We start from the raw sequence: 21641 nt of genomic DNA, 5'->3' as shown, positions 1-21641 counted from the left end.
AATAATATCATTTAATATAAATATAAATCATGCAGGGTCCGATTTCAACTTTTGAATTGAGTCATCCTCATTTCTACCTGTACATAGCAAAAAAACCGCGATCATCGCGGTTTCTTCTAGTCATACTATGGGAATTTCAATTGAATACAGACAGGAAAATGGGAAGATGACTCGTCCTCTGTTCTGCCTTCTTCTGCTGCCTCTGTTTCTTCTGCTTGCACGATCCACTGCCTGCCAATTAACCATTGTAGCAGTTCAATCTCTTCTGCGGTCAGTTGAATATGCTTCAGAGACAACTCATCTTGAACGTAATCCCGATCCACCTTACGGTCAAACCGGAAATCGAGCAATCGTTTCAACCCGTTAATATGCAAAAACTTGAACTCATAACCTTGACGTATCGCCTTTTCCCAATCGTCTCCGATATCAGCTGCTGTCTGTAGTCTTTCATCAAAATCCATCGCGGATTCCTTAACCAGAGGCAACAAACGGGAATAGTCTCGACGTTGTAAACATTCAATAATCACTTCTTTTGATTCCCCACTTGTCAGAACATTCTCTACAAGAAGCCCTACAGGAATGGACAGCTGAGTTCGACTCATTGCTCGCCCTCCTCATTCCCGAGGTACTGATTGAACCAGGCATTCACCTGTTCGAAGCTATCGATACGTAATGAAGGTTTACCGCTTTTCAGCAAACTGTGGTTGGAGCCCGGATAACGAATCAGTTTGGTCTTTTTGCCGTATCGTTTTAGCGTAGTATATAATTCCTCCGCTTGCGCAATCGGTGTCCGATAGTCCTGCTCTCCGTGCATGATTAGAAGTGGCGTCTCAATGTGATGTGCATGGGCAAGAGGTGAACGGGACCACAGGAATTCAGCGTTTTCCGCCGGATTACCACCGATGACTCCCTCAACATAGGAAATTCCGATATCACTCGTTCCATACATGGACAACCAGTTGGAGATGCATCGCTGGGTTACAGCCGCCTTGAAACGGTGGGTATGCGCTACAATCCAGTTGGTCATCACTCCGCCATAACTGCCACCCGCTACACCCAGACGTGATGCATCAAGGAAATCATATGTAGCCAGGGCATAATCAACAGCTTCCATCAGATCCCGGTAATCCCCTCCGGCAAAGTCACCACGGCAAGCTCTGGCAAACTCCTGACCGTATCCCATACTTCCGCGAGGATTGATCCACAGCACAGCGTAACCTTGCGCAACGAGTGTCTGCATCTCATGACTATATGTTCCCGTATACATTGCGTGGGGTCCACCATGAATCTGCAAAATCAGTGGCAGTTTCCCATTGGTGTCACGTATTGCCGGTGTGGCTAACCAACCTTGAAGCGGCCATCCATCAGAGGACTTAAACTCTACACGGACTGGCACATTTACAGCCAATTCAGCCATAAATTCATCATTTCGCCGGGTGAGTCTGAACATTTCACCACTGTCGATATCCACGCGATATAACTCTCCAGGGTGTTCAGCAGTCAACGCAGCGATTACCAGCGACGAACCATCTGGCGTTAAGGTATACTGATACACATCCTTTTCACCAGCGCCCGTCACAGATTGATAATTCCCATCTTCTTGAATGCGATACACGTCCACATTCCCGTTATCTGTTCCGAGTACATATACACCACGTTCTGGATGATGGGCATCCGAGATAGGAGAAGGTGACGCACCTGCCGACTTCATATCTCCAAGCGCCGCGTTACCAATCTGCATATCTAATTGAGGTGCGATTGGCCTGGGTATACCTCGATGAACGGGGACAGCGTATAAGCTGTTGTGGCTCCCGCTTCCATACTCACGATCACTGGCGATCAGGATTAGCTGCTGCCCGTCGGACGAATAGGAGAATTGGCTTATCGCCAGACTGGAATCCGTCACTTTGAACAGATCACTTTCTCCCAATCGAATGCTGTATACATCGGTAAAGTAAAGCAGATCCGCATCAAGTTCCTCGTCCTCTACTTGCTTCGAAATGAAAGAAAGCTGCTGGCTATCTGGCGACCACGCCGGAGCACTGATATTCCATAGCCCTGAAGTCACCTGTGTGATCTCCCCGCTTTTGATCTCATATACAAACAACTGGCTGTATTGACCATCCCACCAGCCAGCCCCTTCCGCCTTCGGCGTTGTACGCTCGAAGACTTTACCTCGCAGCTCAGGTACAGACTCCTGTTGGACGTCTGCTTTCTTCTGTTGGTCCTCCGGTTGTACTTTGCTGGTAAACGCAATGTACTGCCCGTTCGGCGACCAGATATAACTCAATATTTTACGTGCGGGAGATATCAGCATAACCGGCTCTTTTTGATCTGAATGGAGCGTCCATAATCCTTTGCCCCCATCCACTGTGCGAATGAATGTGAGCTGTGTGCCATCCGGCGACCAAGCAGGTGAGGAATCTTTTGTTCCATCCGAAAGTGCAATATCTTCATCACCATCGAGGGAAATCCCTCGAATTTGTGTATTATATTCGTTTTTATCCTGATCTATGGTCTGTTCCACATAAGCCACTTGTCCGTTAGGACTGATCACCGGCTGACTTATCCAACGGTAGTGACTCAGATCCTCCGGCATAATTGGTCTTTGATTCATAATGATGGCTCCCTTCTCCGTTTATTTATGGGTTGTCTCCGTACGTGGATCAAGCACATCACGCAGCCAATCTCCAAGGAAAATAACACCGAGTACGGTAAATGTGATCGCTAGTCCCGGGAATGTAGCGACCCACCAGCTTGTAGCAACGTATTGTCTGCCATCACTGAGCATCCCTCCCCAGGATACATCAGGTGGTTTGATACCCAGACCCAGGAAACTGAGTGAAGCTTCCATAATAATCGTTGTGCCGACATTCATACCGCAGATGACGATAAAGGATGAAAGGATATTCGGCAGAATGTGTTTCAGAATCAATCTTCCATTCTTCGCGCCAATCGATCTGGCCGCATGAACAAAATCACGCTCTTTGATACTAAGAACCTCACTTCTTACCACACGGGTGAATGGAACCCAGTTCGTCACCCCGATGACAAAGATCAACGTTGTAATACCCGGGCCAACAATTGCCATCACAACAAGCATGAACAGAATGGTTGGAATCGCCATGAATGCATCACCTACACGCATGATAACAGCATCCAGCCATTTCCCGTAGAATCCGGATACCAGCCCCAGAATCGCGCCAATAATTCCTGACACAATCACGGCACCCATCCCCACGATTAAGGAAACTCGGGCACCATATACAATTCGACTCCACATGTCTCTGCCGAGATTATCGGTGCCCAGCCAGTATTCGGCCGTTCCGCCCTCAAGCCATGCTGGTGGTTTAAGTCGGCCCAGCGGATTCACCGCTGCCGGATCATGACTCGTCAATAGAGGTGCACCTATGGCAATTAACACAACCAACAATACAAGCACAGCACCAAACATTCCGGTCTTGCTGATGATCAGTTGTTGCCAGATATAACGAAATCCCGTTGGTGCACGCCCATTGTCTTGTTCCTGTTCTGTACCCGGAATTGGCATTTCATTGCTGCCTGTCATATGATTGCACCTCCTTCTAGTCGTATTTGATGCGCGGATCAAGTAGCCTGTAAGCTACATCCGTCAAGATGTTGATTACTACAACGATAAAGGCAATGACAAACACCGCTGCCTGTACAATCGCCATATCATGTGTGTTGACTGCAACGACCAGCAACTGACCCAGTCCAGGCCAGGAGAATACCGTTTCCGTAATCAAAGTGCCCCCGATCAGACTTGTAAACTGCAAACTCATAATTGTCACGACCGGAATCAATCCGTTCCGAAATGCATGTTTTACAATGACAACCATCCGGCCAAGCCCCTTGCTGCGAGCTGTTCGAATATAGTCCTGGTTGAGAATCTCCAGCATGCTGGAGCGAATCAGTCGGGTCATCTGCGCAGCCAGTCCAACACCAAGTGTAAAGGCCGGCAAGATCAGATGTGACAATCCTCCGCGACCAGATACCGGCAATACGCCCAGCATGACGGAGAACAAGAGGATAAGCATAATCCCCATCCAGAAGTTTGGCATCGCCTTACCAATGACGGATATTCCTGAAATAATGAGATCGGTAAACGTATTGCGTTTGACAGCTGAAATGACGCCAAGTGGCACAGCCATAAGTACAGCAAAAAACATGGCGGCTACAGCCAGTTCAAAGCTGGCAGGCAATCTCTCCAGCACAAGCTCTAACGCAGGCTGATTGTAGCGAAAAGATTGACCAAAGTCTCCCTGTATCGCACTGCCCAGAAACTTCACGTATTGCGTATATAAAGGCTGGTCCAAACCAAGTGCCTGCGTCAAGACAGCACGATCTTCAGCGGTAGCCGTTTCAGGCAACATTAGCGCAACCGGATCACCGGTGACTCGAACCAAAATGAACACAATTAATGAAACAATGAACAGCACCGGAATGATCTGCAGTAGTGACTTAAGTACGTATTTGCCCATTCCTTGTTCACCTCCCTTTTAAAAAAGAACGGCAGGAACATGGTTATCCAGTCCCTGCCGTTCACGGCCTATCTTTTCAATGACCGGTTGTTATACCCGATGTTACTGTGCAACAGGTGTAATCTCGTCAGCATAGAACATCTCGTCACTGCGTGGCGCGAAGTTCACTTTAGCATTTGTTCCGTAGACACCTTCCATTTGGTACAGATATACGGCTGGGCGTTCTTCAGAGAAGATCTGTTGTACTTGCTGATACTCTTTCTCACGAGACGCAGGGTCCATGTTCACCAATGCCGATTGAAGCAGTTTCTCTACTTCAGGGTTGTTGTAATCCGACTCGCCTTTTGCTTCTTCCAACATATAACGATTGTAGTTATTCGAAGCATCGAACAAGGAGTTACCAATACCAATCATGAAGATTTCTTTGAATGATTTGGAGCTGTAACGTTCACTGAATGCACTTGCTTCCAGGACATCCAGATTGATTTTGAATCCGGCTTGTTCCAGCATTGCTGCAACAACTTCAGCCTGTTCTTTGTATTGTGCGGAAACGGAGATAGTCATCTCGGCTTCACCTTCCGCATAGCCAGCTTCTTGCAGCAACTGTTTCGCTTTTGCTTGATCATAAAGTGATGTTTTGTACAATGAAGGATCAGCACCGAAGTTGCCTGGTGTTACGGATGTGCGGGTTACGATACCTGCTCCGCCGGCAATGCTGTCCACGATCCCTTGTTTGTCGATAGCCAGGTCAATCGCTTCACGTACTTTCGGATCAGCTGTGATGCTACCTTCTGTCTGACGGAAGATCAACTGAAGCACACGCTGGATTGGCGCTTTGACAATCTTCTTATCTGCTTCGCCTTCGATCCGGGCAATGTCAGTGGAGGGAATGGAAGACGCCACATCTACACCACCAGCAAGCAATTCGGATACACGTGTGGAGGCTTCAGGAATAACGCGGAATACCACTTCATTCCATTTTGGTTCTCCATCGAAGTAGCTCTCGTTTTTCACCAGTTCTACACGATCATCTTTCGTCCATTTACTGAACTTGTAAGGGCCTGTTCCAACCGGTTGTTTCAGGAAAGCATCAAAACCGTTGTCTGCAATATATTTTGCCGGCAGAATGCCTGCTCCCATCTTGGACAAACGATTCAGGAGCAATGGATCTGGGCCATCCGTGATAATGTCTACGGTATAGTCATCCACCACTTTAACTTCTACAATATTTTTGAAATAGCTGTTTTGTTTCAGTGTCTCGTCCTTGGCTACGCGCTCCAGCGTGTATTTTACATCTGCTGAAGTGAATGGATCGCCATTATGGAAGGTAACACCTTCACGCAGCTTAAATCTCCACGTTGTATCATCGACTTGATCCCATGATGTCGCAAGTCCCGCAACTTTTTTTTGCTCACTGTCATTTTTGATCAGATAATCAAAAACGTTGACCAGAACCGCCTCACTGGAAGTATTGTTGTTGTTGTGCGGATCAAAACTCTCAATATCGGTTGCCGCAGCAACGGTCAGTGTTGTACTTGCGCTTCCACTGCCCGTTCCTTCTGTTGCGGAACCATCATTTGTGCTTGTCGATTTTCCTCCGCAAGCGCTGAGTACCATTACGACTGCCAGTAACGTGATCCACAAGCCTGTCCATTGTCTTTTTTTCATTGTGATTGCTCCCCCTCAGAAGTTGTATTCCGTGCCAAAAATTCAAGTGCTACTGCGGACAACATGCCCACACCATAAGGCATCGCTGTCTCATCAAGATCAAACATGGGATGGTGGAGTGGATAGCGAGTACGTTCCTCATCATTCCCAGATCCTAGTCTGAAAAACACACCCGGAACCTGTTCACAATAAAACGCGAAATCCTCGCCCCCTGTAGAAGGTTTGATATAAGTCCATCCCTTCTCCGCATTAACCTGATCACAAGTCTCTGTTAGCAGGTCAACCATGCCGAGATCATTCACGACAACAGGGTATCCATCGCCGTAGACAACTTCGCATCCAGCTCCAAAAGAATCACAGACCCCTTTAACAACCTGCTCGATCAAAGCTGGCATCCGCTCACGAATGGCAGGTGAGAGTGTACGAACCGTACCGATCATCTCCACTTCGGGGGCGATGGCTGTTCCCATATAACCTCCCGTGATTTTGCCAATCGTGACTACTGCCGGTTCAAGTGGATCAACCATCCGACTGACGATATTTTGCAATGCGGTGATGACCTGAGCGGATACCGCGATCGCATCAATACCCTCATGCGGACGAGCTGCGTGCCCACCCTTGCCAAACACCTTGATAATCAAGGGATCAGCTGATGCAAAAGCAACGCCCTGACTTACGCCCAAGGTTCCCGTGTCCTGTCCAGGTGTCATGTGTAATCCTGCGATGGCATCAACCTTTGGATTCTCCAGAACGCCGTCCTGGATCATGGCTCTTGCACCTGCAAGTCCCTCTTCTGCTGGCTGGAAAATAAATTTGATGTTGCCTGACTTCGGTCTTCCAAGACCAGTAAGCAGTTGGGCGGCTCCCATCAGGATGGAGGTGTGAGCGTCATGCCCACACAGATGCGCTTTGCCTTCTACTTGCGAACGGTATTCCACCGCTTTCTGATCCTGGATTGGCAAGGCATCCATGTCTGCGCGCAAAGCAAAGGTTGGTCCGTCGGTCTCTCCGCGAAGCAGGCCTGTAACCCCGGTCTGTCCGACATTGCGTGTAACTTCCAACCCCAGGCTTTCCAGATGCTCAGCTACGATAGCAGATGTGCGATGCTCCTCATAACCGATCTCCGGATGCTCATGTAAATCTCTGCGCCAAGCACTTAACTGGGCTTGTAGTGGCTGAGCCAGCTGTATTAGTTCTGAACGATTCATTTGCTGTCATTCCCTTCATTTTTGTCCGATTCAGAAACCAAACGGGCATAGATTGCATCCGCCGAGAATTCGATATGCCTTTTCATCGTCTCCTTAGAGTTGATGCTATCATGGGCTTTCAATGCTTCAAGAATCTCCATATGTACACCGTGGTTGACGGTACGGATCCGGTCATCATAAGGCATCAAGTCGAGCGCCGGATTAATTTTCGTCCGGATCTGTCTGACGGCTCTCTCGCAGTATGGATTCCCCGAAGCCTTGGCGATGGTCAGATGAAATTTCACATCCAGCGCCCTGAACCATTCCCTTGTGCAGTCTGGCTCTATACTTTGTTCCATGTAACCCTCAAGCAGCTCCAGTTCGCCTGCGGTGATCCGCTCAGCAGCGAGAAAAGCTCCCTCTGGCTCGATGATGGTTCGAAATTCAAACACCTTCAGCATCTGTGACCAATCCCGTTTAATTTCTTCTCTGGTCCGTTTATGCGAATTGGCTGTCAGAGGCAGTACAAATGTTCCGCCTTTGGCACCCACCCTTTTCTCTATCAAGCCTTTCTCTTCCAATGAAGAGAGTGCCTCGCGAACGGTAATCCGGCTTACGTTAAAAATCTCTGCCAGATCTCGCTCGGCTGGAAGCTGTTCTTCACTCATTAATTCTTTCAGAATAATGGCTTCTTCCAGTTGTTCCCTAATGAATTCACTAACCTTTTTGGTGGATACTTTCTCAAAACGAAATGAAAACGTACTGGACATCTAAACACTCCGATCTGTATATGGTCTAGACCTTATACCATTAATATAATTCCGACTAAACTTATATGCAATACTTTTTTTCAAGTAAATTCATATTTTTTTCTGACCACCTCCAAATTTAAGCATTTTGGCACAAAAAAGACGCATCTACACGCATCAGATGCATCTTCGCTTTCGTTATTTGACGACACCCATGGGCACTACGATTACAGACTATAACTTTTTATTAGCATAGGGTCTGAAATCCTCTGTAACCGCAAGTTTTTTGCTTCCCTCCAGGTAAAAGCTGTCATCCGCTCTCCAGGTATGACTCTTTTTGTTCTGTCTGCGGTGATAGACATAATTATAAGGAGAGGTCGCGTACGCTTTGAATCCTCTTTTCCTGCATTGTCTCAGGAAGGTCACATCTTCCCCTATTGAACGGTCTGTGAAGCGGACTTTTTTCAAGATCTCTCTTTTGAATAAAATAGTGCCCCCTTGAACAAATTCAACCGGTTTATTTTTTTCAGCAGGAGATCTGACCAACAATGTCTTGGATGCGCCCAAATAGACCAGGCACGAATGTTTACCCACAATATCACTTTTGGTCCGTCTAAGTTCTCTCACCTGCTCTGTTAAATAATACGGCGAATAGTAGTCATCATCATCAAATTTGGCAATCAGCGAAAAGCGTGCCCTTGTCATGCCAGCGTTCAGGCTTTGTCCTAGGGAAATGCTCTCCGGAACTTGATATACATGAACATTGGCAAGATTTCGAACCCGGTTTTGGTATAATGCCAGATTCATACTGTCATGATTCAGGACAATGATCAGCTCTTTGCTTTTATAACGCTGCCGATTGTAATTTTGCAGGATGTTATCAAAAAATTGCGGCCGATTGGTACATACAACAATGGAAACACCATGACCCGTTTTGTGTTTAGTCAAGACATACCCTCTTTTCAGCTCATTTTTCTCTCATCATATGTGCCGAAATAGAGTCTGGTATGGACCAATAGTTAGGGCGTGTCTCAAAACTCGCTGAAGTGCATCTTTTACCGCCTTTTCGCCCCCTCCTGCGTCACTTCCCCTTGACGTGCCCCGGCACGCCTGCGGAAAACTTCCTGGCTTGGAACGAAAATTCGGCAAAATCTGCTTCCTTCGGAGTTTTCAGATACGCCCTAGCATCCAAAACACCAAAAACCCTCTGCCCCAAATAACAGGACAAAGGGTTTTGTAATCTATTGTTTTAAGCCTTTTCTATGCTTCGTTACCGTTATTCAAGTACACGGCCTTGCCTGTGCGAGCAGATTCATAGAGTGCTTCCAAGATCTGAGATACAATCAGTGCTTGTTTCGGTGTGACCACCGGCTCCTGATCGTTCTCAATCGCTTCAATCCACTTTCTCATCTCAACATCCGGTGCGCTCTCGCTCTTACCATCGTAGAAAGCTACCCCGCCTGCACTCAGTTCAATCTCATTGGTGTATAAACGGCTGAATTTCTCACCATTGATGCGCAGTCCGTTCTTCATGTCCGCACCCGCTTCGCTACCGCTCAAGCTACATTTTGCCTCATCCACATCCAGTGAGTTCAGTGCCCAACTGGATTCCAGCATGATCGTTGCCCCATTCTCCATTACAATCATGCCAAAGGCCGAGTCTTCTACGGAGAATTGTTTTGGGTCCCACGGGCCCCAGGCATTGGCCGCATTTTCACGTTGTGAAAGCTCATGATAGGTCGTACCCAGCACAACTTTTGGTTGATAGTTATCCATCATCCAGAGCGTCAGATCAAGTGCGTGCGTACCAATATCAATCAATGGACCGCCACCTTGCTTCTCCTCATCCAGGAAAACACCCCATGTTGGTACTGCTCTACGTCTAATTGCATGTGCTTTGGCAAAATAAATATTACCCAGGTCACCCGCTTCGCACACCTTCTTCAAGTACTGACTGTCTTCTCTGAAACGGTTGTTGTATCCGATAGTCAGTTTCTTGCCGGTACGTTCTGCCGTTTCCAGCATGAGCTGTGCTTCAGCAGATGTCTTCGCCATTGGCTTTTCACACATCACGTGTTTGCCTGCCTCCAGAGCAGCAATTGAAATCTCGGAATGAGAAATATTCGGTGTAAGCACATGCACAATATCCAAAGACTCATCCTTGAGCAATTCCTGATAATCCGTGTAGACTTCGGCTTCAGTAGTGCCATATTTCTGTTTGGCTTCATCCGCACGTTCCTGAACGATATCACAGAAAGCCACCAGTTCAACATTATCCAGTTTACTCAGACTCGGCAGATGTTTACCATTCGCGATTCCACCACAGCCAATAATTCCGATACGATATACTTTACTCATATATATTCACCCTCACTTAAGTATTGGTTGTTTCATTTTGCGAAAAGCCGACGGGGTCATCCCCAGACGTTTGCGAAATACAGCATGCAAATAGTTGGCATTATTGAATCCTGAAGCAAGTGCGATCTGTTCAATGGATACGTTACTTTCCTCCAGATTGCGGCACACGGCGCGCAGACGGATATCCTCCAGTACACGGCTGAACGGCATCTCCGGCTGTACTTGGTAGAAGATTCGCTGCAATTGTCTGCTGCTAATATGAAGTTTCTCAGCTACATGCTCCAGCGTGACCACTGAAGGGTGATTCGCCTCCATATACTGTAGTGCATACTCATAGCGATATACCGACATATCCCGCACAGGGGCTTCCGGTCGATTCCCCCCGGTGTCGTATGCTCGCACGGTTTTGAGTAATATGCTGATGACTAGTTGTTTAATGGACGTATAATAACCTAACAATTTCTGATCACATGCCTCGTAGGCTTCCAAAAAACAATGCATTGCCCGATGATAATCATTCACCGGAGTAAGCGGAAGCGTTCTCAGCTTTTCCATCGTTTCCTCGGATTCTGCTGCTTCCCAGGGATCGACATGCTCTCTTGGCTTGTGAACGATATCCACATGAAGACATAGTTCATCCATGTCCTCTTTGGCATCAGCCTCCTGATAATGAACGACACCTGGTCCAGTCAAATACAGCATACCTTCCGAGAGTGCATGTGTCTGATCATCCAGAATAACTTTACCTTTACCTCTCGGGATAAAATGAAACTCAAACTCCGCATGATTATGGAAATCCACAACTCGGCCCGCTGGAAAAGAAGTCAGATGAAATCGCATCACGCGAATCTCATAATGTCCCCATACCATTAGAATATCCAGTCTCTCCAGGAGATCCTGCCGTTCAAGCATTTTCTCATAAGGATACAGGCTCAAGATTGCACACCTCCTTTATTAAAACTAACCCTTCAACTCTTTCAGAGTAATTCTGCGCCCTTCTTTGGCAGAGAGATTCGCTGCTTCCATCAAACGGGTCAGCTCCATAGCGATCTGCACGTTTTCAGTTGCATCCGTATCATTCTGTATATGTGCAACCCATTGATTGAATGCGCTTTCTCTTTGGTCTACCAAAGGAAGTTCAGTCCAGTCATCATATTGTCCCTGTGCTGCTTTCGTGCGAATCAATAACTTTTCTTCGGGTGTTCCGTACAGAAGTGTACCTTCCGTACCATGAACCTCAATCGTAAATGGAGAATGGCTGTTCACAAAACCGGCTTCAACAACGCCGACTGCTCCAGAATCCGTAAACAAGGTTGCAACGGCATTATCTTCCACTTCTTTACCTGTAATATATCCAAAGTTCGCATTAACCGCTGTTACTTCCTGACCCAGAAACAGTTTGGCGAGATACATTGGATGACAGCCCAGATCAATCAGCGCACCGCCCTGACAATCCTTCAGATCATAGAAGTGTTCAGGCAACCAGTTGGAAATTGCTCCATCATGTGATAAACGCGCTCTAACATAAGTCACTTCACCAAGTAATCCCTGGTTAAGGACATCCTGAATCGTTAACGTATACCCTGCATTCAGTCGAGGTAAGGATACTGTCACCTTGACGTTGTTTGCCTTTACCTCATTAAGGATTCTGTTGGATTCCGCCTGTGTCGAGGCAATAACTTTCTCCGTGAAAATGTGTTTACCTGCTTTTGCAGCAGCGGTGATCACTTCTTCGTGAATGCGGGTTGGCGCATCTACAATAACGGCATCGATGTCATCCTTGGCCAGCATATCTTCGAGTGAAGCATAGAATGGTACGTTTAAACGTTCAGCCGCTTCCTGTCCGCGCTTAGCATCTTCATCCCACACAGCGGCGATGACTGTATCCTCATGTTCCTGTGCCTGCTTGATGTAATCCCATGCGTGAACATGCCACAAGCTAATTTTTCCAATTCGAATGGTCAATGTGTCTTACCTCCATACTATATAATATTCTGACATTTATCTATAAGTTATCACAGACTTAATCTATTTTTAATAGAAACTCGCGACAATAAATGTATAAAATCACGACATGAATGTTATTAGACATTTATACACTTGCCCATATTTCTGATATATTTTACATAACCAGGTCGCATAACAAAAACCTCCTGCCCACGCTACCGTGAACAGAAGGTTTTTATAGTTATGATATTCAAAAATCAACTCACCGTAACGCATACCCTTGTGTAACAATCTTGTACCCGGATACCGTCTGGCTATGCCCCTCCAATGTGTCCTTAACCCGTTCCAGCACATCGCTCTCATAAGCGGAGGCAGTTTCGAATCCAGTTTGCACGTTCAACTCAACGGGTTCGGAGTTTAGATTATACCAGCGAGCAATCAAATCTCCAGTTTCCTCTGCGATCTTCAATGTGGAGAAGGCTAGTGACGAACCTTGTGCATTCCATGCCAGCCATTGCTTCGACAGAGGCAGTTCAACCTTTTTCCCATCAGTTCCGGCATGACTTTCTCGCTCAAACGTGCGTGCTAGTGCCCCTAGCTGTACAGTCGTCCACGGAATCGGATACACGTATGCGGATGCACATGCACCTGACTGTGCCGCATCGCCCGCAAATGGAATAATAGCATATTCCACACTCTGAGGTCCCAGACATTGGGCTTCTGGTGTTTCAAACACACCCCAATCTCCCAGTTCCGAAGAGGCACGCAGCAGCGTAACCGCAATCGTACTGCCCTCTTCATGCTGCAAAATCTCGTATTCATTCAGCCCTTTGTTTGCAATCATCAAGCCATGATCACCATCGGTCACATGTACAAACCCTTGCTGATGCTGTGCATTACTCGGATTCACCCATTCTTTGGCCGGTGTATTGGAACGTTTGGCAACTTCAAAGATGGAATCCGCATAATGATCCTCTGTCACCAGTCCTGACGGAAAGAGTGCGCGCAGTCGATGATCCTTGGCCTGATTGGTAAAGTCAGCCTTTACCTTGACCATATTACTGCCTGCTTCCAACGTATACGTTGTCGTAATCACCAACGGAACAGTGTTCTTAACTCGCTGTGCCTTCCGTTTTGTAAAAGGAACCATTTGGCGCTTCTCCAGCTCGAACAGTTCATCTGCTCCAGCAGGAATATCCCAGCGTAATACACTTTCCATAACTGCCCGGTACGGAGACTGCTCCACAATCCGCAGGTCTGCCTTCAGATGCTCCGTGGTCAGCGTTGTCTCTCCCTCCGGTTGACGGTAGACATATTCATTGCCGATATCACCGGTATTCTCATATGAATTCAATCCCCTGTATACAGCACCGGAGACCTTATCTTCAATTGTTGCCGTACCATTCTCTTCAACCGTCACCCGTAATTGACCGTTCTCCATCATCATTCCCTGCACCTGGATGAGTTCGCTCGTATCGGGCACTTCAACAATCTCAACAATCTCTGCTTGTTTCTCTACTGGAATGAGAGCATACGTCTTATAACCTAGAGAAGGTACATCCACCGCTTGGAAAGTCACTCTTACTTTACGAGCCATATAAGGTTGTCGGAAACGATCCTTCGGAAGTTCATAGCCAAAATGTGCACCCAGATCGTTAATTTCTGCCGAATACACTTGTCCATCCGAATCGACCAGCTGATACACTGGTAGTGCATCTTTTTCCACCTTCTGCGCAAGTGCCTGAGGGTTAGGACCTTCCGGTAAAAATGCTTTGTCCACAATCAGATCCATCTCAATGATTCCATTTCGATTCCACCCACTCGTGTTGAACACGGTGAACAGCACCGCTTCCTCTCCCCAAGCCTCAGCAGGTTGCACACGAATGGACTCAGCAATCGCCTGCGCGCTCTGGGAAACCAATTTCTCTGCAAGTTGTCTGCTCTTGGCAAAGCGGGTCACCATCTCACGATGAACCTCATCAACACTGCATCCGCAGATGCTATCATGTGGGTGGTTCTGCATCAGCATCTTCCATGCATGCGTCAATAGATGATGCGGATAATCTTTTACCCCGGCTATATGGGCCATGGCGGCCAGTGGTTCGGCTACTTTTTCAAGCAACGTCTGCCCCTGCTGGTTCAACTGTTTCAGATAAACCCGTGCGGATGCCGTATTCACCAGTGTTCCCCAACCATCCGTGTGCTGACTGCGAAGCTCGCCTTCGATGGTCGCCAGATGCTCAGGCACGTCCTTCGTAACCGCCTCAATGTAATCGTCAAAATTGGAGTGAATAAATTCAACATCAGGATACAATGCAGCCGCCGTGCGTAAAGCCTCTGGCAGATCCGTCTGGATCGGCTGATGATCACAACCATTCATGAACAGCAGATGTGAAGTCGAGGCAAACTTCTCGGCATCCTCCAGATTTTTATCCCAATATACTTGGGCTTTCTCCGGATCAACCGGAACTTCCATCCCATTACAGTACCAATTCGCGAACAAAATGCCGAGCACTTCCGAACCATCCGGCGAACGCCAGATCATCTCGGAATAGGGAGATTCGTAACTGTCGGCATCAACCACCGCATTATTGAATCCCGTAGGCTTCACCCCTCGCCCGAAGATCGCGTTATGAATATCCGCCTGTTGCAGAATCTGCGGTGCCTGTCCCATATTTCCGAACGAGTCTGGGAAGTATCCCGTCTTGGATATCACACCGAAAGGTCGAGCATCACGATGACCGATGAGCAGATTACGTAAGTTGGCCTCACTGCTGGTCAGAAACTCATCCTGTAACACATACCATGGACCAAAATGGATGCGTCCTTCACGAATATAACGGTCGAGCCTCTCCTGTTGTTCGGGCCGAACCTGCAAATAATCTTCACGAATAATCGTCTGCCCATCCAGATGGAAATAGCGATATTCCGGGTCCTGATCGAGCGTATCCAGCAGTTTATCCATCAGCTCAATGAGCAGTACATGATGGTGTTCATAAGGCATATACCATTCGCGGTCCCAATGGGTATGCGAGATGAGATGTGCCATCTTTTTGGTTGTCATGTTACGTACCTCCTGTCATTAACCTTTGGTTGCCCCGCCCATGCTGAAGCCCTTGGACATGTAACGCTGGGAGAAAATATATAGCACAACCGAAGGCATTGTATAAAGTAGTGAAAATGCAGCCAATCTGCCGTATTCAACCATACCGTGGCTGCCAAAGAACTGATAAATCGTGACTGATGCCGGAAGTTTCTCCGGTGTCTGGAGCAGGATGTATGGCACAAAGAAGTTGCCCCAACTTCCTGAAAACGTAAATATCGCTATCGTTGCAATACCTGGCAACATCAGCGGAGCCACGATTCGTCTCAATCCGTTCCATACGGACGCTCCGTCAATCCATGCCGATTCTTCCAGATCAATGGGCACCGAATCCATGAAATTTTTCATCATCCAGATGCCGTAAGGAAGTGAGGATGCGGTCAGGAACAACATCGTGGCGATGATGCTATTTTGCATTTTGAAGAACAGAAACATCTGAAATACCGGAACCATCACGGCAGTAATCGGTAGAGCTGTCATGAACAGAATGGATAACAAGAAGCTTTTTTTGAATCTCATTTCATAACGGGATAAAGGATAAGCAGCAAGGACAGATACCAGAACAACCAGTATCGCTTGTCCTCCCGACAGAATCAGGCCTACACCGAATGAACGAAGATTGCTCGAATCCCCGAGTACATCCTTGAAATTTTGAATGGTCCAGGTACTGGGCATTTTGATACCCTGTTGCGCGTTTGGGTCAAATGAAGCCAGAATGATCCAGAGCAGCGGCAATAAAAAACAGAGCCCTAGAAAAACTAGAATCCCGTACTGGATTTTGCGTTGAAGCCCATGTTTGACCATAGGGATCGAACCTCCTTCATGGTTACACTTTCACTTTCATGGATCGCATGTAGAACAGGCTGGCGACAATACCGATGAACAACAGAACCAGAGATATGGCTGTGCCGTATCCAAACTGATAGTTCACAAAGGCCTGATTGTACATGAAGATCGGCAAGGTTTGTGTCGAAGTACCCGGGCCACCACCGGTCATCGTATAGATCAGCGTGAACACGCCCAGTGTCTGTAGAGTAACCAACATCATGTTGGTCACAATGGACCCTTTTACCATTGGAATCGTAATGTGTCTGACAATCTGGAACCCGGTGGCGCTGTCAATAATCGCAGCTTCTTCAACTTCCTTCGGGATATCATCCAGTGCCGACTGATAGACCATCATCGAAAAGGCTGTGCCGTGCCAGATATTTGCGATAATTACACTCACCATAGGGAAACTGAACAACCAGGAGACTGGATTCGCCCCAAACCAGCCGAGGATCTGATTCAATGAACCATTGTCACTGAAAAAGGCGACCATACAGAATGCCACAACAATCTCGGGTGTCACCCAACCGGCAATGACGATGATGCCGATGACCCGACGGAACGTCACATTTTTCTCCTTCATTAGAAGAGCCAGAATGAATCCAAGCAATACCTGACCAATCACTGCGGAGAAGATGAGAAAGACCAGCGTACGCCAGACACTAATCCGGAAGTCCGGATCATGGAACATATTAATGAAATTCTGGAATCCGACAAACTCCAAACTCTTGGCTGCCGCCCCGGTCAGAGCCATATTCGTAAAGGCAAAACAGATCGTCAGAATGATGGGAACAATGAAAAACACAAGTAATAACAGTACGGAAGGCATGAGAAACAGAAATGAACCTGGTGCTTTCCTTTTCATAAGTCACTCTCCATTCGAACCGGAAAAAGGGGAGATTATGCCTCCCCCTCCGAATATATCGATATCCTTATTTCTCTTCGATGCTGTCCGCGCCAAGGGAACGGGATACGTTGTCCTTCAATTGTGTAACTCCCTCTTCCGGCGTCAGCTTGCCAGAGGCAATACTCTCAACAATGCTTTGCAATTGTGCGGATACCGCTGCATATTGATCGTTCGCTGGACGGAAGTGAGCCACATTCAAGAGTTCCTGTGCTTCTTTGGTATATGGACGATCCGTATAACCTTCAACTTCTGTGGAATCATTACGTGGGCTGAGGCTGCCTTCCGCTACTACGCGTGCAGTCGCATTTTCCTTATTCATCAGAAACTCGATAAATTTCCAAGCTTCTTCCTTGTTCTTCGCTTGTGCAGGAACAGACCAAGCCCATCCTCCAGACATCGTAGTTGCTCCAGGTTCTTCCCCATTTTGTGTTGGGAATGGTGCAAAACCTATTTTTTCTTCAACGTTGGCTATTGGAGCAGCACCGTTCTCGGCCCATGTCGAACCTGCCCAGCTACCATCTACAGCCATCGCCAGTTTGTCTTGCGGGAACTGTTGCTGGAATGCAATACTGCCAGCTTGTCCATTCAGGGCAACCTGCATGGTTGGACCTGTTTTATCCGTGTTAAACACTTGATCTATGAATTTGAAGGAATCCAGCAGCCCCGGGCTGTTCACGACCCATTTCTTGCTGGTGTCGTTATACAGCGTGTCCGCCGTACCATAGAGCAGCATTTCCAGTGTTTGCATGGTGACACCTTCACCGTTTGCTTTGCCCACGATCATATTAAGTGGTGTCACACCCGGCAGTTTTTGCTTGATCGTACGTGCTGCTTCGAGTACTTCTGCCCAGCTTGCAGGTTTGAACGGAACTTCAAGTCCCGCCTGTTGAAACAGTTCCTTGTTGTACCAGATTCCGCGTGTATCCGAGGTAGCCGGAACGCCGTACACTTTGCCGTCTTCTCCGGTAACCCCTGCCTTCAGGTTGTCGATGATGTGTTCTTCCCAATCGGGCCATCCCTGAACCTGTGTATCCAGCGGCTCCAGATATCCCGCAGCAGCATCGGATTTGATGATGGATGTATCTTCGGCAATGACATCCGGTGCCGTATCCGGGGATTTCATTTGCAGAACCATTTTGGACGTATAATCGCCTTCACTTGCCAGTACAGGCGCAATGTTGATTTTGATATCCGGGTTTTCTTTCTCGAATTGACCCACCAAGCCTGATTGGAAAAACTTCGTAAGTGTATCTTCAGATCCTGAAGAACGGAACGATACAGTTACTTCCTTCTTGCCATCACTGGTTGTGCCTGTGCTTGAGCTTCCGCCCGAACAGGCTGTAGTAAGAATGAGCAAGGATGTCATAACTGCTGCTACCGGCATTTTCAATGATATTTTTCTCATGATTCGCTCTCCTCTTGTCGGAATTTAACGAACTCCGAACGTTATAATGTACTCGCAGGTTATCTCTTGCTTCCCTATCTATTTCTGTACGCGGAATCCGCAATAATCCATAATCAGTTCACTAAAGAGCATGTTGGACCATGAAAACCATGGACGTGTATATTCATGTGGATTGTTGGCCGAAAAACCTTCATGGGTCAGTCCGGTATCCGCATCCGTCTTATGGATAAGCTGAAGCAATCGTAGTTTTTCATTGCGATCCTCTGTAGTCAGCCCCTGCATCGATAAAGCGATATGCCAGATGTACCCTTCCGGTGTATGCGGACTACCGATTCCTGCTGCTGCTGCTCCCTCATAAAAATACGGGTTGTGTGAGGAAAGAATGAAACGGCGTGTATTCTGATACACCTCGTCGTTCTCCTCCACATATCCGAGATAAGGTAAAGACAGCAGACTCGGCACATTGGCATCATCCATCAGATTGTGATTGCCTTTCCCATCCGTTTCGTAGGCATATATGGTTCCATATTCCGGATGTTCAACGGTGCCATAATCCTGAATACCTTTGTTGATCTCTTGCTCCAACTGCTTAGCATTCGCTGCCAGCGTTTCATCCTCGAACACGGCTTCAGCAATTTCCTGAAGATATCGAAGCGCCACAACAGCGAACATATTGGATGGAATCAGATAACCATATTCACAGCGATCGTCGCTGGGACGGAATCCCGACCAGGTCATGCCTGTATAGACTGTTTCAGTACCTCGTCCCTCTCGGGTGAGCGTATCGGTTTCGGGAGCATCCAGACGTTGGAATGTGTAGGGTGATTTCGTCTCATGATGCTGTTCCACTTGCCATAACTGCATGATGATCTGGGCTGCTTTACGGAACGTATCATTGAATTGAGTTGTTCTTCCCGTGTTCTTCCACAAGAGATAACTGAGCTGAATCGGATAAGCCAGTGAGTCGATCTCATACTTCCGTTCCCAGATCCAATCATTCATCTGCGTCAGGTCTTCCTGATGTCCTTTTCCACTCTCCGTCTCATTAAAAGCGTTTGCATAAGGGTCCAGGAGAATATAATTCAGTTGACGTTCAACCAGTCCAGCGATCATGTCAGCGATATCTTCATCCTCTGAAGCGAGAACCAGATAAGGTCTGACCTGAGCGGCAGAATCACGTAACCACATGGCAGGAATATCTCCCGTAATCACAAAAGTTGTTCCATCTTCTTTGCGCTGAATTGTAGTCGCCAACGTATTGGTAAAACAATTTTTGAACATTTGGTTGAGTTCCGGATGGTCCGGCATACGTTTGTTAACCTGATCAATCATGTCGTATATCGAGGGAGAAATTTCTTGATCATCTCTGGGTGTCAGCATGTTGTCCTCCTATTTAATCCAGTTTGTTAACCGCTTTCATCATCCTAAAACGAATATAATGTTATGTCAATATATTTATTTGTATATTAGCATGTTATTTTAATTTGAAGACACCAAATAATATACCATTTAAAGCAATTCTCCCCATCTTATCCGCACCAAAAAGAGGCCTCGTTTATACGAAGCCCCTGATTGAACACAATGAATATTAAGTTGTTATAATTAACCCTTTTGTTTCACCATACTCGTTGACTTCCCCTTCACCAATCGGGCAGGCAAAACAACCCTGTTCACTGTCATTTCGTTGTTCTGCATACTTTGAAGCACCATCTCGAATGCCTGTTTTCCCATATCAAACTGGCTTTGTCTCATATGGGTTACACGGCTTCCTTCGGCAGCGTTTGGACTGTCAAAGCAAATGATGGACATATCTTCCGGGATTCTCAGACCAAGCCGATCCGCTGCCTGTTCTGCAAGTAAAGCAATATGATACTCCGCAGCAAAGAGTGCAGTAATCTGGGGATATTTCTGTAAATGTTCCACCAATGTCTCCACATCACGGACCTCGACTTGAGGATCAAACACACTTGGCAGTGTCGAAAGAAAAGATTCTAACCACAGTTCCCTGTTCACCAGCACCCCTTGATCATTATGAGCCTCAATGATTCCTTCAATTCGTTCTTCAATCGGTGTAGTGTTCGCCGGAGGCTGCGTCAGAAAAGCGATGTGTCGGTGACCGAGGTTGAACAGATAATTCGTCCCTTCTCGCGCCGCGCCTACATTATCCGTACTGACAGATGAAGCCGGAATTCCTTTCAAGTACCGGTCAATCAGGACAAACGGGAATTTGTTAACGACCAGTTTAAGAATCTCATCGCTGAAATATTCACCCTGTGCCGGGAAAATAATCAATCCATCCACACCCAGTTCCAGCAGTTCCTGAATGCTCTGTTCCTCCTGCTCGGGAATCCCGAAGGAACGTCTAAGTACGAGAAAACAATCATGCTCTCGCGAAGCTTCTTCCATACCATATAACAGTTCTGTACCATACATATCGCTGAAGTTAGTGATGACCAGCCCAATGAGCAGCTTCTTTTCTGGATCTTTGATCGTAGCACGCGGAGCAGGTCTGTTAGATCTTTCTTGTAACATTTCTGCTGTGTCGGCTACAAAAGAACCCCGTCCCGGCTGACGAACAATTAATTGTTCACTCGCCAGCATCTCAAGTGCTTTTTTAGTTGTAATCCGGCTCACTCCGAATTCATCACATAATTCCTTCTCCGAAGGAACACGCTCACCCACTTGATATTGATGAAGCTGTATCCGTTCGCGCAAGGATTCAAAGATCTGTTCATACATCGGCTTGGATGCCGAATCTTTCCCCAATACAAGCACCTCCATAAATACCCATACTTCTCATGTTCTACATCCTAATATATCATGTTATATCATTAATGTGAAGAAAGAGGCAACTCACCTGCTGACATGTGAGAGCAAAAGAAAAAGCATCCCAATGGATGCTTTATTTTCAAAAGTTCATTATTAAATTAATTTGGCGTAGATAACCATAGCCGAGTAATCTTAGGCGTCAGATGTGAATCGAGACA

At 47.0% G+C, this 21641-nt stretch carries 17 protein-coding genes; all 17 read right to left on the bottom strand.

Features of this window, described 5'->3' with window-relative positions; genetic code table 11:
• Positions 1-125: 125 nt before the first annotated feature.
• Complete coding sequence (locus MHH92_RS13875; RefSeq protein WP_340904405.1) at positions 126-602, bottom strand: hypothetical protein; 477 nt, start codon at positions 600-602, stop codon at positions 126-128.
• Positions 599-2617, bottom strand: a complete 2019-nt coding sequence (locus MHH92_RS13870; protein WP_340904403.1) for a S9 family peptidase — start codon at positions 2615-2617, stop codon at positions 599-601. Before MHH92_RS13870 ends, MHH92_RS13875 begins: the two co-directional genes overlap by 4 nt.
• A 21-nt stretch (positions 2618-2638) precedes the next feature.
• Entirely contained in the window at positions 2639-3568 is a 930-nt protein-coding gene (locus MHH92_RS13865) for an ABC transporter permease (RefSeq protein WP_036670788.1), read from the bottom strand.
• 16 nt (positions 3569-3584) lie between these two features.
• On the bottom strand, positions 3585-4502 hold the full coding sequence (locus MHH92_RS13860; protein WP_017688654.1) for an ABC transporter permease: 918 nt from the start codon (positions 4500-4502) through the stop codon (positions 3585-3587).
• A 102-nt stretch (positions 4503-4604) separates the two neighbouring features.
• Positions 4605-6170, bottom strand: coding sequence for an ABC transporter substrate-binding protein (locus tag MHH92_RS13855; protein ID WP_340904391.1), 1566 nt, complete (start codon positions 6168-6170; stop codon positions 4605-4607).
• The gene (locus MHH92_RS13850) at positions 6167-7378 is read right to left on the bottom strand and encodes a M20 metallopeptidase family protein (RefSeq protein WP_076317980.1); all 1212 of its coding nucleotides are present in this window, start codon (positions 7376-7378) and stop codon (positions 6167-6169) included. Before MHH92_RS13850 ends, MHH92_RS13855 begins: the two co-directional genes overlap by 4 nt.
• Positions 7375-8127: a FadR/GntR family transcriptional regulator gene (locus tag MHH92_RS13845; RefSeq protein ID WP_340904386.1), complete on the bottom strand. Its 753-nt coding sequence runs from the start codon at positions 8125-8127 to the stop codon at positions 7375-7377. Before MHH92_RS13845 ends, MHH92_RS13850 begins: the two co-directional genes overlap by 4 nt.
• Positions 8128-8340: 213 nt before the next feature.
• Positions 8341-9054 carry a glycosyltransferase gene (locus MHH92_RS13840; RefSeq protein ID WP_340904384.1) on the bottom strand — a complete coding sequence of 238 codons (714 nt, stop codon included), beginning with the start codon at positions 9052-9054 and terminating at the stop codon, positions 8341-8343.
• A 312-nt stretch (positions 9055-9366) separates the two neighbouring features.
• The gene (locus MHH92_RS13835; RefSeq protein WP_340904383.1) at positions 9367-10464 is read right to left on the bottom strand and encodes a Gfo/Idh/MocA family protein; all 1098 of its coding nucleotides are present in this window, start codon (positions 10462-10464) and stop codon (positions 9367-9369) included.
• A 12-nt stretch (positions 10465-10476) separates the two neighbouring features.
• A complete protein-coding gene (locus MHH92_RS13830) occupies positions 10477-11400 on the bottom strand; it encodes an AraC family transcriptional regulator (RefSeq protein WP_340904382.1) in 924 nt (307 codons plus the stop codon).
• A gap of 24 nt (positions 11401-11424) precedes the next feature.
• On the bottom strand, positions 11425-12429 hold the full coding sequence (locus tag MHH92_RS13825) for a Gfo/Idh/MocA family protein (RefSeq protein ID WP_315370982.1): 1005 nt from the start codon (positions 12427-12429) through the stop codon (positions 11425-11427).
• Between the two features lie 244 nt (positions 12430-12673).
• Positions 12674-15475 carry an alpha-mannosidase gene (locus tag MHH92_RS13820; protein WP_340904377.1) on the bottom strand — a complete coding sequence of 934 codons (2802 nt, stop codon included), beginning with the start codon at positions 15473-15475 and terminating at the stop codon, positions 12674-12676.
• An 18-nt stretch (positions 15476-15493) separates the two neighbouring features.
• On the bottom strand, positions 15494-16318 hold the full coding sequence (locus MHH92_RS13815; protein ID WP_076211825.1) for a carbohydrate ABC transporter permease: 825 nt from the start codon (positions 16316-16318) through the stop codon (positions 15494-15496).
• A 22-nt stretch (positions 16319-16340) separates the two neighbouring features.
• Positions 16341-17207, bottom strand: coding sequence for a carbohydrate ABC transporter permease (locus tag MHH92_RS13810; protein WP_101314027.1), 867 nt, complete (start codon positions 17205-17207; stop codon positions 16341-16343).
• A gap of 67 nt (positions 17208-17274) precedes the next feature.
• Entirely contained in the window at positions 17275-18654 is a 1380-nt protein-coding gene (locus MHH92_RS13805; RefSeq protein WP_340904369.1) for an extracellular solute-binding protein, read from the bottom strand.
• Between the two features lie 78 nt (positions 18655-18732).
• Positions 18733-20034 carry a glycoside hydrolase family 125 protein gene (locus MHH92_RS13800; protein WP_340904368.1) on the bottom strand — a complete coding sequence of 434 codons (1302 nt, stop codon included), beginning with the start codon at positions 20032-20034 and terminating at the stop codon, positions 18733-18735.
• Between the two features lie 222 nt (positions 20035-20256).
• Positions 20257-21429, bottom strand: a complete 1173-nt coding sequence (locus tag MHH92_RS13795) for a GntR family transcriptional regulator (protein ID WP_340907678.1) — start codon at positions 21427-21429, stop codon at positions 20257-20259.
• Positions 21430-21641 lie beyond the last annotated feature (212 nt).

The sequence above is a fragment of the Paenibacillus sp. FSL M7-1414 genome (assembly GCF_038003195.1).
GTDB classification, from domain to species: Bacteria; Bacillota; Bacilli; order Paenibacillales; family Paenibacillaceae; genus Paenibacillus; species Paenibacillus amylolyticus.
Note: the sequence above shows the minus strand (reverse complement) of the source record. Positions and strands in the feature narration are given on the sequence as shown.